Here is a 13710-nt window from a genome sequence, read left to right on the forward strand (position 1 = left end):
CATGCGGATGCAAGTTTTGCCGCCCGATAAAGGCGGCAAACTGCGTCAAAGAACGCGGGTAGTGAGTGAAAGACCGTTAAAACTGACCTCCAGTTCATCACCACTGCTCAGCGGGCCAACACCTTCTGGCGTACCGGTCAGGATCACATCCCCGGCTTTCAGGGTGAAGAAACGGCTCATATAAGCAATCAGCGGCACGATTTTATGGATCATATCGGCGGTGGTGCCTTGCTGACGGGCTTCGCCGTTGATTTTCAAGCCAAGCGAGGTGTTTTGCGGATCGCCGGTAAACTCCGCCGTCGGGATAAAACCGGAAATCGGGCATGAGTTATCAAACCCTTTTGCTTTTTCCCACGGCTGCCCTGCTTTCTTCATTTTACCTTGCAGATCGCGCAACGTGAGATCCAGCGCCACGCCATAACCGGCAATGGCTTTACGGACATGCTCTTCGGTGGCCTGGCGCAGGGATGCGCCGATCAACACCGCCAGTTCCACTTCATGATGAACCGAACCGAAATCCTGCGGCAGTGCCAGTGGCTGGCGAAGATCGCAGAGTGCCGTTTCGGGTTTGATAAACAACACCGGCTCTTCCGGGGTGGCGCTCCCCATCTCTTTAATATGCTTCGCATAGTTGCTGCCAACGCAAACCACTTTACTCACCGGGAAATCCAGCAGAGCGCCCTGCCAGTTATGATGTTGATACATGTACAGCCCCTCCGGTAACACATTGAACATGAGCGAAAAATGACTATCCGCGCCGTCCGGCGGTTTGTCAAATGTCAAAATGTGCGTTGTGTCGTCGAAGGTAGAAAAAAGAAACGGCGGAAAATTCCGCCGTTATCAGTCTGCACGTTTATTCTTTACCGCTGGCGGCGAGATGTTGTTTCAATAAATTTTCCTGCGGCGGAGGAAGCTGTAAATAATAGCCCTGGGTCGTTAAAGATTCTTTAACCTTTTCCAGATCCGCACCCGCCAGCTTTTTACTGCCGTCGAGGGGCAAAATCATCGCCAGCTGTGGCTGGCCGAAACTTTGCATTAATGTTTCGGGCACGCGGGAAAAGTCGTCCCTTTTTTCAACATACAGATAAGTCTGTTCACGTCGGGTACTTCGATAGATCACACAAAACATACTTTTACTCGGAATTAGCGGGTGGTTACTTGCCTGAATATAACAGGGACTATAACATGCCAGGTAGTCTTCAGAATATCACCCCGTTTTCGGGTGTTTATAGCAAAATGAGTAAGGTCAGGATGTCAAATACGCCCATCGAGCTAAAAGGCAGTAGTTTTACCTTATCCGTGGTTCACTTGCATGATGCAAAACCCGAGGTTATTCGTCAGGCGTTAGAAGACAAAATCGCTCAGGCTCCTGCGTTTTTGCAACATGCTCCCGTTGTTGTGAATGTCTCCGCGCTGGAAGGCCCGATTAACTGGCCCCAGCTTCAGCAGAGCATTGCCGCAACAGGCCTGCACGTTGTCGGTATCAGCGGCTGTAAAGACGTTGAACTGAAAGCGGAAATCGAACGTGCCGGGTTTCCCATACTGACGGAAGGTAAAGAGAAAGCGCCACGCAAAGCGGCAGCCCCTGAACCAGTGTCAGTTGCTACTCCGATCACAAAAACACGATTGATTGATGCCCCGGTACGTTCCGGACAGCGCATTTATGCCCCAAATTGTGATCTAATTGTTACCAACCACGTTAGCGCTGGCGCAGAATTAATCGCCGATGGCAATATTCACGTCTACGGCATGATGCGCGGCCGTGCGCTGGCGGGTGCGAGCGGTGATAAAGACACACAAATATTTTGCACACATCTCACGCCGGAGCTGGTCTCCATCGCGGGGGAATACTGGCTGAGCGATCAAATCCCGGCCGAATTTTATGGCAAAGCGGCACGCCTGCAACTGGCGGGTAATGCTTTGACAGTTCAACCCTTAAATTAAGCCCTTTTAACAAGGAACTCCTATGGCACGCATTATTGTTGTTACTTCGGGTAAAGGGGGCGTTGGCAAGACCACCTCCAGCGCGGCCATCGCTACTGGTTTAGCCCAAAAGGGCAAGAAAACGGTCGTTATCGACTTCGATATTGGGCTACGCAACCTTGATTTGATCATGGGCTGCGAACGCCGCGTTGTGTACGACTTCGTTAACGTCATCCAGGGCGACGCAACACTGAACCAGGCGTTAATCAAAGATAAACGCACTGAGAATCTCTATATTCTCCCGGCGTCACAGACGCGCGACAAAGACGCCCTCACCCGCGAAGGCGTCGACAAAGTGCTCGAAGATCTGAAAAAAATGGATTTCGATTTCATCGTCTGTGACTCCCCGGCTGGCATCGAAACTGGCGCGCTGATGGCGCTCTACTTCGCCGATGAAGCCATTATCACCACCAACCCGGAAGTGTCGTCCGTGCGTGACTCTGACCGCATCCTCGGCATTCTCGCTTCCAAATCGCGTCGTGCTGAAAACGGTGACGAACCGATCAAAGAGCACCTGCTGCTGACCCGCTACAACCCAGGCCGCGTTAACCGTGGTGACATGTTGAGCATGGAAGATGTGCTGGAAATCCTGCGCATCAAATTGATTGGCGTGATCCCGGAGGATCAGTCTGTGTTGCGCGCGTCAAACCAGGGTGAACCGGTTATTCTGGATACCGACGCTGACGCTGGCAAAGCCTATGCCGATGCCGTGGATCGCCTGCTGGGAGAAGATCGTCCTTTCCGCTTCGTTGAAGAAGAGAAGAAAGGTTTCCTCAAACGCCTGTTCGGAGGATAAGTTATGGCATTACTCGACTTTTTTCTCTCCAGAAAAAAGAATACCGCCAACATCGCTAAAGAGCGCCTGCAAATTATCGTTGCAGAACGCCGCCGCAGTGACGCTGAACCGCATTATTTACCGCAGTTAAAGCGGGATATCCTGGAAGTAATTTGCAAATACGTGCAAATTGATCCGGAAATGGTGACAGTGCAACTGGAACAAAAAGGGGACGATATTTCCATTCTGGAACTTAACGTCACACTGCCGGAAGCAGAAGAAACGAAATAAATTCCGCTATTTCCGGCAATAAAAAAAGGCAGAATGGTTTCTGCCTTTTTTGTTTATTCGATAAATACACTGTAATTATTTACAGTCTTTACCGCGGGTATTCTGCTAATAGTGTTTTTAGCTGATCGGCCATCACTTCCCCGCGCCAGCCGCTAATTAATTCCGGCAGTGCGTTTTGCGGTTTCAGTTTCCAGTGCCAGTTTAATAACTGATTAATCTGACGACGGGATGCCAGCAACTCCGCGCTAATGTTTTCCTTTTCACTAATACTCTGCACCAGCGCTTTAATGGCTTTAAAGGCTTTACGATAACCCGGCATATCCATCAGGTTGAGCAGCGGTTCCGGCAGAGCGTCTTCCGGTAGCGCCTGCGCCTGGGCAACCAGCGCCAGCAGAGTTTTACCGTGAAAGCGGATTTCGCTGCCGGAAAGGCCGATGCTGTCCAGCTCGCCCATGCTGCCCGGCAGATAACGCGCAACGGCCCACAGATTCTCTTCCCGCACCACAAAGTTCACCGCCAGGTCGCGCTCGCGGGCTTTACGCAGACGCCAGCCGGCCAGCAATTGTAAACAGGCAAGCTGGCGCGTACGCAACTGCCAGGCGTTGGTGATTTCACGCCACGCCTCTTCCGGTGCCAACACCTCCAGGCGGCGTTGCATCATCAGGCGACACTCATCGAGCGCGGCGTCAAGCCTGCCCACCTGTTCCGTTTCCGCCATCAGCTTGCCGGCTATCGGCAATAAGTACCAGACGTCGGCGGCGGCGTAATCACACTGACGTTCAGTCAACGGGCGCGCCAGCCAGTCGGTGCGGGATTCGCTTTTATCAATCACCAGCCCGGTGAACTCTTCCACCATCGCGGCAAATCCCCAGGAGAGCGGGCGACCACAAAAGGCGGCGAGGATTTGCGTGTCGATCATCGGTTGCGGCTGTACACCAAAAGCGTTAAGGAAAACCTCCAGATCTTCGCTTCCCGCGTGCAGATATTTCGTCACGGCAGTATTGATGAGCAAGTCGCGAAACGGCGTCCAGTCGGTGATGGTCAGCGGATCGATCAGCGCCACACGTTCGCCGTCATACAGCTGAATCAGCCCCAGTTGCGGATAGTAAGTGCGGGTACGGACAAATTCGGTATCCAGGGCAATGGCTGGAAACGTACTGGCGGCTTCACACAGCGTCGCCAGCGCGTCGTTCGACGTTATCATCTGGTAATTCAAATCATTTTCTCTTCAGTTTGCGCCCATAAAAAACGCCGGCTTAACCGGCGTTCGCAAGGCTAACCATAGCTCAGGCGGTATTGTCCACTTTGCCGCGCGCTTCGTCACGCAATTCTCGCCGCAAAATCTTACCCACGTTTGATTTTGGCAGCTCATCGCGGAATTCAACCTGCTTCGGCACCTTGTAACCGGTCAGTTGTCGGCGGCAAAAAGCGATCAGCGCCTCTTCACTCAGAGAAGCCTCTTTTTTCACCACAAAGAGTTTCACTGCTTCGCCGCTGTTTGTAGAAGGTACGCCGACCGCCGCCACCTCTTTCACGCCCGAATGTTGCATCACCACATCTTCGATTTCATTCGGATAGACATTAAAACCGGAGACCAGAATCATATCTTTTTTGCGGTCAACAATACGCAGAAAGCCTTCATCGTCCATCACCGCAATATCGCCGGTGTGCAACCAGCCATCGCGCAGGATCTCATCCGTCGCGTCAGGTCGCTGCCAGTAACCCAGCATCACCTGCGGCCCTTTCACGCACAGTTCGCCCGGTTCGCCATGCGGCACTTCATTATCGTCGTCATCAACCAGTTTGGCTTCCGTCGACGGTACAGGCAGACCAATACTGCCGCTGTGATAGTCAATATCATGCGGGTTAACGCTAACCAGCGGCGCACACTCCGTCAGGCCATAACCTTCCAGCAGATATTGCCCGGTCAGTTTTATCCAGCGTTCGGCGACCGCCTGTTGCACCGGCATCCCGCCACCGGCCGAGAGATGCAACGAGGAGAAGTCGAGCTTCGTAAACTCGTCATTGTTCAGCAGCGCATTAAACAGCGTGTTCACGCCGGTCATGGCGGTAAACGGATATTTGCTGAGCTCTTTTACCAGCCCCGGAATATCGCGCGGGTTGGTGATAAGCAAATTTTGCCCGCCGAGTTCGATAAACAGCAGGCAGTTCATGGTCAGGGCGAAAATGTGATACAGCGGCAGTGCGGTGACCACCAGCTCTTTACCACAGCGCAATAATGGCCCGTAGGTCGCATTTACCTGTTCAAGGTTAGCCAGCATATTGCGGTGGGTCAGCATCGCCCCTTTCGCCACGCCCGTCGTCCCGCCGGTATATTGCAGAAACGCCAGGTCATCGGCGACCACTTCAGGTTTGACATACTGCATACGGTAGCCGTTATGCAGCGCCCGGCGAAATGAGATAGCATCCGGCAGATGGTATTTCGGTACCAGCCGTTTAACGTATTTCACGACAAAGTTCACCAGCGTGCCTTTCGCCGTGGAGAGCTGATCGCCCATGCGCGTCAGAATCACGTGGCGCACCTGCGTTTTATCAACCACTTTTTCCAGCGTGTGGGCAAAGTTGGAGACGATAACAATCGCCGCTGCGCCGCTGTCGTTGAGTTGATGTTCCAGTTCGCGCGGGGTGTAGAGCGGGTTCACATTCACCACAATCATGCCTGCACGCAAAATGCCAAACAGCGCAACGGGATATTGCAGCAGGTTTGGCATCATTAACGCGACGCGATCGCCCTTCTGTAACCCGAGCCCTTGCTGAAGATAGGCGGCAAACGCGCGGCTACGCTCTTCCAGTTTACGGAACGTCATCACTTCGCCCATATTGATAAACGCGGGCTGATCGGCATAGCGGGTGGTGGAGTGCTCAAATAATTCAACCAGGGATTGATAACGGTCGGGGTTGATCTCCGCTGGCACATCGGCGGGATAACGATTTAACCAAACCTTCTTCAATGCATCACCTCTAAAATGAGTATTTCGTGTCATCGCAACCCCAATTCACAAACAAGTCATTAACATAATATTAACTCAGCGTACCAGTTTAGAAATTAACCGAATGGAAGGTTGCGAAGCGCGTCACTAATTATTTTTCTTATAAATCAACCAATACAAAAACAGCGGCCTGGCCGCTGTTCATTTTTCCTGAGAAAACAAGAAATTACTCTGTCACGACCGTCTGAACGCGGGCAGGCTCAGGTGGATACCAGCCCCACGCGCCGTACCCTGTACGCCAGGGATGCGGCCCAGCGCCCCAGAACCAGGGATCGATCGGCTGCGGCGGCAACATGACCTGCTGGGCTAAGTGCCAGCGTTTGTAGCCGTTAACCTGCATCACCATAAATTTGTAGGGCGCGTTACCGACTTTACCGTCGACGGTGCCGGTGATTGAGCCGACCACCGTGACCAGTTGATTACGGAAATCAACCGGGTCGAGGAAGCCGTTCACATCCGCATAGATGCGCCCAACAGACGCTTCACCCAGCACCGGGCGGGCTCCGCTATCAAGCGGTACGGAGGCGATTTCCAGCCGGGTTTTCCCCTGCTGATTCTGAATATCAATCACTTTGCCGCCGAAGCGCGCTTCCTGGCCGACATACAGCGACGGCGCATTCATTACCCGGACAAGATCTTCCTGCGGTGTCGCACTGGATCCTTTAATCGCGTCAGGCACAGTAACACAACCACTTAACACCGCCGTTGCCAGCCCTGCCAGCAACCAGCGCATAACTCTTTTTTGACTCGCCATGATGCGACCCCTTAACTCAGTTGGTACTACTGAGATTCATTCACGACCTGGAAGTTTCTTCCACGCCACTTCGTTACGCAAATAAACCGGCTCGGCATGCTCGACAGCGACCGTTTTCTGCGCGGCGAGGAGTTGGCGGGCAATGGGCAACATATCTTCCGCTGCCGGAAGCAGGATTTCGCCATCGGTTAACGTCACTGCGCTATTAGTAGCCGCCATATCCGGCCATGCGGGCCAGCCAGTGCCGACCGTCGCCCAGTTGCCGTCAAGCTGTTGCAGACGCTCACTTACCGCGTCGGGTTTGAGCACCGCTTCTGTCTCTTCACCCTGCCAGACACCGTCTGCATCACGCTGATACTCAGCCCAGTAAACTTCCCCCATGCGCGCATCAATTGCGGCCAGCACGCGGGTTGCGCCCGTTTTACGCCAGGCACCTTGCGCCATCGTCGCGAGCGTCGAAACGCCGATCATCGGCAGTTCCGCGCCGAGCGCCAGACCTTGCGCAATACCAATACCAATGCGTACGCCGGTAAAACTGCCGGGGCCGCGACCAAAGGCAAGCGCATCAAGTTCATGTAATTTTAGTTCAGCATCGCCCAGCACATCCCGGACCAGCGGCAGGATGCGTTGCGTATGTTCGCGAGGGCAAAGTTCGAAGTGAGCGAAGGTTGTACCATCGTTGCACAGGGCAACAGAACAGGCTTCTGTGGCGGTATCAATAGCCAGAATTCGCATGGGTATAGCAGTCCACTTTCAACAAAATGGCGCGCATCTTACCACAGTCCGCAGCAAATTACTGCGCCGGGGGAGCAGCAAGAAAATCCACCGCGCGCCGGATATCGCGCGTGCGCGGCGCGGGCGGCAGGCTGGCGAGGAACACCGCGCCGTACGGGCGCATCACCAGCCGGTTATCGCAAATCACCAGTACACCGCGATCGTCAGTATCACGGATCAGGCGGCCAACGCCCTGTTTCAGGGTGATAACCGCGTCGGGTAATTGCACGTCATCAAACGGATCGCCTCCCCGCAGGCGGCAATCTTCCATGCGCGCTTTCAGTAACGGATCGTCCGGCGAGGTGAACGGCAGTTTGTCGATGATAACCAACGAGAGCGTATCGCCGCGCACATCAACACCTTCCCAGAAACTGCTGGTCGCCACCAACAGCGCGTTACCGGCGCTGACAAATTGCTGGAGCAGTTGACCTTTGCTGGTTTCACCTTGCAGGAGAACCGGCAAACTCATGGTAGCGCGAAATTGTTCGGCAAGATCGCGCATCATGGCGTGGGACGTGCAGAGCATAAAGCAGCGGCCATTGTTGGCTTCAATCATCGGGCGGAGCATCGCCGCCAGTTGACGCGCCGCGCCGGGCTGGTTGGTTTGCGGCAGATTGCGCGGTACGCAAAGCAGCGCCTGGCGCTGGTAATCAAAGGGGCTCGGCAACAGCAGCGATTCGGCCTCATCAATCCCCAGCCGTGCGGTGAAGTGATGCAATTCATCATTCACCGATAACGTTGCAGAGGTGAAGATCCAACTGCCCTTCTTCTGCGCCATCACCTCTTTAAATTTGTCCGCCACCGTCAGCGGCGTTAACGCCAGCGTAAAGTTGCGCGACGTGCATTCATACCAGTAGCTGTAACCGGGCTGGTTGATCTCTTTTAAACGTTTGAGGCGTGTACGATACAACGTGGCGCGCTCGAACGCGGCATCCAGCAATGCGGAACGCCCGAGCGAAAGTTTCGCCACGTCGTAGCAGAGCTCAAGGGCGTCATCAAGCAGCAACAAGGCGCGCTGGATATGCGCATTAGCCAGCAGCTCGCGTAAGTTGCCGCGATAACCCGGCTCACCGAGCTGTAAACGAAAATCCTGGGTGCTTTGTGCCAGCCGATCGGCGCATTTCTGCAACTGCGCGGTATCTTTTAATTCAGTGCGATAAGCGATGGTGAAATCTTTTGCCAGATCGAGCAGTTGGCGGCTGGACAGGGATTGACCAAAATACTGGCTGGCGATATCCGGGAGCTGGTGCGCTTCGTCAAAAATCATCACCTCCGCTTCCGGGATAAGCTCGCCGAACCCGCTCTCTTTCACCACCATATCGGCAAGAAAAAGATGGTGGTTGACCACCACGACATCGGCGTCCATCGCTTTTTTACGCGCCTTCACCACAAAACAGTCTTTGTACATCGGGCAGTCGCTGCCCAGACAGTTGTCGTTGGTGCTGGTGACCAGCGGCCAGGCCTGAGAGTCTTCCGCCACGCTGACGCAGGTGCTGATATCCCCGTCTTTGGTCTGGTTGGCCCAGGAGCGCAGCAGGATCACATCGCTGAGGGTCTGCACCGGCAGATCGCCCCCGGCCAGCGCTTGTTGTTCAAGACGTTCGATACAGAGGTAGTTGGAGCGCCCTTTCAGCAGCGCTGTGCGGCCGGTAAATTCCAGTGCGGTGGCAACCGTCGGTAGATCGCGGCTGTAAAGCTGATCCTGGAGGGCTTTCGAACCGGTAGAGATAATGACTTTTTTACCGGCACGTAACGCGGGGGCAAGGTAAGCGTAGGTTTTACCGGTACCGGTTCCCGCTTCGACCACCAGCGGCTGCGTTTTTGTAATCGCGTCGGTGACGGCATCGGCCATCTGGCGTTGCGGTTCGCGCGGTTTGAATCCCGGTATCGCTTTGGCAAGTTTGCCATCTGTTGCAAAATCGTCCGTCACACTACCCCCTGGTTAAATCGCCAGTGATTATGTCAGGGTGTGCGGATTTACGCCAGCCGGGTTTTTATGGCACTCTTGCCCGCGACGAATGGAAAAGAGGAAGGAAAAGTTATGACTATTGTGCGTATTGATGCGCAAGCCCGCTGGTCTGATGCGGTGATTCACAACCAGACCTTGTATTACACCGGCGTGCCGGAAAACCTGGACGCCGATGCGTTCGAGCAAACGACCAATACGCTGGCGCAAATCGACGCTATTTTAGCGCAGCAAGGCAGCGATAAGTCCCGCATTCTTGATGCCACAATTTTTCTTGCCAACAGCGACGACTTTGCCGCGATGAATAAAGCCTGGGACGCCTGGGTTGTTGCCGGTCACGCACCGGTGCGCTGTACCGTGCAGGCGAAGCTGATGAACCCGCGCTATAAAGTGGAGATCAAAATCATCGCCGCGGTGTAATTACTCATCGTCTTCATCTTCAAAGCGCGCCACGATCCGCTCGCCGGTATGGCTGGCGCGTAGCTCTTGCGCGACCTGCGTAATCGCCTGCCCGCTACTCATTCCGCCGGCCATTAGTTCCTGGATACGTTCCACCGCTTTTTGCTGCTGCTCGTGACTGAGGGACGGTAAACCTGCAAACATGGTGAACTCCTGATAAATTGACGGCGCTAATTATTTCACGCGTCTGCACGCTTAGCCAGTGAAGACGCATTTGAGTCAGGATTAATGAAGACTGTTATCTCGCTGCCGTGGCGTCAGGACGCCGCTGAATTCTACTTCACCCCGCTTAGCGCACAGCCGTGGGCCATGTTGCTGCACTCTGGTCATGCCGATCACCCGCATAATCGCTTTGATATTCTGGTGGCCGATCCGCGCATAACGCTCACCACCCACGGCGAAACAACACTTATCAACGACACCGAACAGCATGGCGATCCGCTGCAACTCCTGCAACAGGCGCTTGATACGTGCAATCTGCACGGCGAGCCAGATGCGGATCTGCCTTTTCAGGGCGGCGCAGTGGGGCTGTTTGGTTATGATTTAGGCCGCCGTTTTGAAAAATTGCCCTCTTATGCTGCGCAGGATATCCCGCTGGCCGATATGGCTATCGGCATTTACGACTGGGCATTGGTTATCGACCATAAGTTGCAGCGAGTCAGCCTGTTAAGCCACGGCGATGTGCATGTCCGCCTGACATGGCTACAAGGCCAAACCGCGCCGCAGCAGGCGGATTTTCACTTAACCTCCGGCTGGCAGGCCAATATGAGCCGCGCCGAATACGGAAAAAAGTTCCGCCAGGTGCAGGCCTGGCTGCACAGCGGGGATTGCTATCAGGTTAACCTCGCTCAACGTTTTCAGGCCCGTTACACCGGGGATGAATGGCAAGCGTTTGTCCGCCTGAACCGCGAGAACCGCGCGCCGTTCAGCGCCTTTTTGCGCTTGCCGCAGGCGGCTATCCTGAGCCTGTCACCGGAGCGTTTTATCCGTCTTGAGCGCGATAATATTGAAACCCGCCCAATCAAAGGCACGTTACCGCGCCTCGCCGATCCGCTTGCCGATGCAGCGCAGGCCGCAAAACTGGCCGCCTCAACCAAAGATCGCGCCGAAAACCTGATGATTGTCGATTTGATGCGCAATGATATTGGCCGCGTGGCAAAGCCGGGTTCCGTGCGTGTGCCTGCGTTGTTTGCCGTCGAGGCTTTCCCGGCGGTTCACCATCTGGTCAGTACCGTGACAGCGAAACTTCCCGCCGGGCGACATGCCAGCGATCTTTTACGCGCGGCGTTTCCCGGCGGTTCGATTACCGGCGCGCCGAAAGTCAGGGCGATGGAAATTATTGATGAGCTGGAGCCGCAGCGGCGCAACGCCTGGTGCGGCAGCATCGGTTACCTCAGTTTTTGCGGCAATATGGATACCAGCATTACCATCCGCACCGTTACAGCCTGCGACGGGCAACTTTACTGTTCCGCCGGCGGGGGGATTGTTGCCGACAGCCAGGAAGCGGCGGAATATCAGGAAACCTTTGATAAAGTTAACCGTATCCTGCGGCAACTGGAGACGTAATTCGTGGAGCAACCGGCTTTAACACTGGATGATTTTTTATCGCGCTTTCAGCTTTTGCGCCCTCAACTTAACCCCGGTTCTGTTAACGCGCGCCAGGCGGCGGTGCTGGTGCCGGTGGTGCGGCGTGAACAGCCGGGATTACTGCTGACGCAGCGTTCAGCCTTGCTGCGCAAACATGCCGGTCAGGTTGCTTTTCCTGGCGGTGCGGTGGACAGCTCCGACGCCTCGCTCATTGCTGCTGCGCTGCGCGAGGCGCAGGAGGAAGTGGCGATCCCACCGGAAGTGGTAGAGGTGATTGGCGTTCTGCCGCCGGTGGATAGCGTCACCGGTTTTCAGGTCACACCGGTGGTCGGCATTATTCCGCCTGATTTGCCCTATCACGCCAGTGAAGATGAAGTGGCCGCGGTATTTGAAATGCCGCTTGCCGAAGCGCTGCGTCTTGGGCGCTATCACCCGCTGGATGTGCATCGTCACGGTAATGCGCATCGGGTGTGGTTATCCTGGTATCAGCATTATTTTGTCTGGGGCATGACGGCGGGGATTATTCGTTCGTTAGCGCTGCAAATTGGCCTCAAGCCGTAGGCTATACTTTACACATCGCACGTTGTGACGGCCAACTCGCTATTAGTTTAATCGAGGTTATCTATTAGTTTAATTCATGTGAATAGTTAAGCTGATACGTCTCTTCCCTCTTACACTATGCGCAGTTATTACATCGTTACTGGAAACACCGGTAACCCTGTCAGGAGCGTTAATGTGATTAGTCTATTCGACATGTTTAAGGTGGGGATCGGTCCCTCATCTTCCCACACTGTTGGCCCAATGAAGGCCGGTAAGCAGTTCGTCGATGATCTGGTCGAAAAGGGGTTGCTGGAAAACGTAACCCGCGTGGTGGTGGATGTTTACGGCTCACTCTCCCTTACCGGGAAAGGCCACCATACCGATATCGCCATTATTATGGGACTGGCGGGCAACGAACCCGCCACCGTTGATATTGATGCTATTCCGGCGTTTATCCGTGATGTGGAAAACCGTGGTCGTTTATTGCTGGCCCAGGGCCGCCACGAAGTCGATTTCCCGCAAAATGATGGCATGCGTTTTCATAGCGATAACCTCTCGCTGCACGAAAACGGTATGCGCATCACCGCCCTGAAGGGTGATAACGCCGTCTACAGCAAAACTTATTACTCCATTGGCGGCGGGTTTATCGTCGACGAAGAGCATTTCGGCAAAGAGACGCTCAGTAGCGTTACCGTGCCTTATCCGTTTAATTCTGCGACGCAAATGCTGGAGTACTGCAAGCAAACCGGGCTGTCGTTGTCCGGCATGGTGATGCAAAACGAACTGGCGCTGCACTCGAAAAAAGAGATTGAAGACTATTTCGGCAACGTATGGACTACGATGCGCGCCTGTATCGATCGCGGTATGAATACCGAAGGCGTGCTGCCCGGTCCGCTGCGGGTGCCGCGCCGGGCTTCCGCCCTGCGCCGCTTACTGGTTGCCAGCGATAAGTTATCCAATGATCCGATGAACGTCATCGATTGGGTGAATATGTTCGCGCTGGCGGTCAACGAAGAGAACGCTGCCGGTGGTCGTGTGGTCACCGCCCCGACGAACGGGGCCTGCGGTATCGTTCCGGCGGTTCTGGCTTATTACGATCACTTTATTGAATCCGTCAGCCCGGATATTTATATCCGCTATTTCCTCGCCGCCGGTGCGATTGGCGCGCTGTATAAAATGAACGCCTCAATTTCTGGTGCAGAAGTGGGGTGTCAGGGAGAAGTCGGCGTGGCGTGCTCGATGGCTGCCGCAGGGCTTGCTGAATTGCTGGGAGCCAGCCCCGAGCAGGTGTGCGTGGCGGCAGAAATCGGCATGGAACATAACCTCGGTCTGACCTGTGACCCGGTTGCCGGCCAGGTGCAGGTTCCCTGCATCGAGCGAAACGCAATCGCCTCCGTGAAGGCGATCAACGCCTCGCGCATGGCTATGCGCCGCACCAGTGCACCGCGCGTTTCCCTCGATAAGGTTATCGAAACCATGTACGAGACCGGGAAAGATATGAACGCCAAATACCGGGAAACCTCCCGGGGCGGACTCGCCATTAAAGTGCAGTGTGATTAATACTCCCCAT

The 13710-nt window shown here is 54.8% G+C and carries 15 protein-coding genes; 7 read left to right on the forward strand and 8 right to left on the reverse strand.

What is annotated here, in order from left to right:
- Nucleotides 1-45 precede the first annotated feature (45 nt).
- A complete protein-coding gene (locus tag Q5705_15610) occupies nucleotides 46-705 on the reverse strand; it encodes a fumarylacetoacetate hydrolase family protein (GenBank protein ID WLI76007.1) in 660 nt (219 codons plus the stop codon).
- 148 nt (nucleotides 706-853) lie between these two features.
- Nucleotides 854-1129: a YcgL domain-containing protein gene (locus Q5705_15615; protein ID WLI76008.1), complete on the reverse strand. Its 276-nt coding sequence runs from the start codon at nucleotides 1127-1129 to the stop codon at nucleotides 854-856.
- A 122-nt stretch (nucleotides 1130-1251) separates the two neighbouring features.
- Here Q5705_15615 and minC point away from each other — a divergent pair, with 122 nt between their 5' ends.
- Genes minC through minE form a run of 3 tightly spaced genes read left to right on the forward strand, consistent with a single transcriptional unit; the run spans nucleotide 1252 to nucleotide 3049 of the window.
- The gene (minC, locus tag Q5705_15620; GenBank protein WLI79041.1) at nucleotides 1252-1944 is read left to right on the forward strand and encodes a septum site-determining protein MinC; all 693 of its coding nucleotides are present in this window, start codon (nucleotides 1252-1254) and stop codon (nucleotides 1942-1944) included.
- 22 nt (nucleotides 1945-1966) lie between these two features.
- Entirely contained in the window at nucleotides 1967-2779 is an 813-nt protein-coding gene (minD, locus tag Q5705_15625) for a septum site-determining protein MinD (protein WLI76009.1), read from the forward strand.
- Nucleotides 2780-2782: 3 nt separating this feature from the next.
- Nucleotides 2783-3049: a cell division topological specificity factor MinE gene (gene minE / locus Q5705_15630; protein WLI76010.1), complete on the forward strand. Its 267-nt coding sequence runs from the start codon at nucleotides 2783-2785 to the stop codon at nucleotides 3047-3049.
- Nucleotides 3050-3137: 88 nt separating this feature from the next.
- On the opposite strand, the gene rnd is transcribed toward minE, so the two are convergent.
- From rnd to Q5705_15655, 5 genes are all read right to left on the reverse strand, one after another.
- Nucleotides 3138-4265, reverse strand: a complete 1128-nt coding sequence (gene rnd / locus Q5705_15635) for a ribonuclease D (GenBank protein ID WLI76011.1) — start codon at nucleotides 4263-4265, stop codon at nucleotides 3138-3140.
- 70 nt (nucleotides 4266-4335) lie between these two features.
- A complete protein-coding gene (fadD, locus tag Q5705_15640; GenBank protein WLI76012.1) occupies nucleotides 4336-6021 on the reverse strand; it encodes a long-chain-fatty-acid--CoA ligase FadD in 1686 nt (561 codons plus the stop codon).
- Between the two features lie 205 nt (nucleotides 6022-6226).
- On the reverse strand, nucleotides 6227-6814 hold the full coding sequence (locus Q5705_15645) for a Slp family lipoprotein (protein ID WLI76013.1): 588 nt from the start codon (nucleotides 6812-6814) through the stop codon (nucleotides 6227-6229).
- Nucleotides 6815-6850: 36 nt separating this feature from the next.
- Entirely contained in the window at nucleotides 6851-7549 is a 699-nt protein-coding gene (gene tsaB, locus Q5705_15650) for a tRNA (adenosine(37)-N6)-threonylcarbamoyltransferase complex dimerization subunit type 1 TsaB (GenBank protein ID WLI76014.1), read from the reverse strand.
- 58 nt (nucleotides 7550-7607) lie between these two features.
- Nucleotides 7608-9518, reverse strand: a complete 1911-nt coding sequence (locus tag Q5705_15655) for an ATP-dependent DNA helicase (protein WLI76015.1) — start codon at nucleotides 9516-9518, stop codon at nucleotides 7608-7610.
- 111 nt (nucleotides 9519-9629) lie between these two features.
- On the opposite strand from Q5705_15655, the gene Q5705_15660 reads away from it, so the two are divergent.
- Nucleotides 9630-9974, forward strand: a complete 345-nt coding sequence (locus Q5705_15660; protein ID WLI76016.1) for a RidA family protein — start codon at nucleotides 9630-9632, stop codon at nucleotides 9972-9974.
- Here Q5705_15660 and Q5705_15665 read toward each other — a convergent pair whose 3' ends face one another.
- On the reverse strand, nucleotides 9975-10157 hold the full coding sequence (locus Q5705_15665; GenBank protein ID WLI76017.1) for a YoaH family protein: 183 nt from the start codon (nucleotides 10155-10157) through the stop codon (nucleotides 9975-9977).
- Between the two features lie 84 nt (nucleotides 10158-10241).
- Between Q5705_15665 and pabB the strand changes: the two genes are divergently transcribed.
- The 3 genes from pabB (at nucleotide 10242) to sdaA (ending at nucleotide 13700) form a co-directional block, all read left to right on the forward strand.
- On the forward strand, nucleotides 10242-11579 hold the full coding sequence (gene pabB, locus Q5705_15670; GenBank protein WLI76018.1) for an aminodeoxychorismate synthase component 1: 1338 nt from the start codon (nucleotides 10242-10244) through the stop codon (nucleotides 11577-11579).
- Between the two features lie 3 nt (nucleotides 11580-11582).
- Nucleotides 11583-12161, forward strand: coding sequence for a CoA pyrophosphatase (locus Q5705_15675; GenBank protein ID WLI76019.1), 579 nt, complete (start codon nucleotides 11583-11585; stop codon nucleotides 12159-12161).
- Nucleotides 12162-12335: 174 nt separating this feature from the next.
- The gene (sdaA, locus tag Q5705_15680; protein WLI76020.1) at nucleotides 12336-13700 is read left to right on the forward strand and encodes an L-serine ammonia-lyase; all 1365 of its coding nucleotides are present in this window, start codon (nucleotides 12336-12338) and stop codon (nucleotides 13698-13700) included.
- The last annotated feature ends 10 nt before the right edge of the window (nucleotides 13701-13710 follow it).

Source organism: Kosakonia sp. H02, assembly GCA_030704225.1.
In the GTDB taxonomy this organism is placed as follows: domain Bacteria; phylum Pseudomonadota; class Gammaproteobacteria; order Enterobacterales; family Enterobacteriaceae; genus Kosakonia.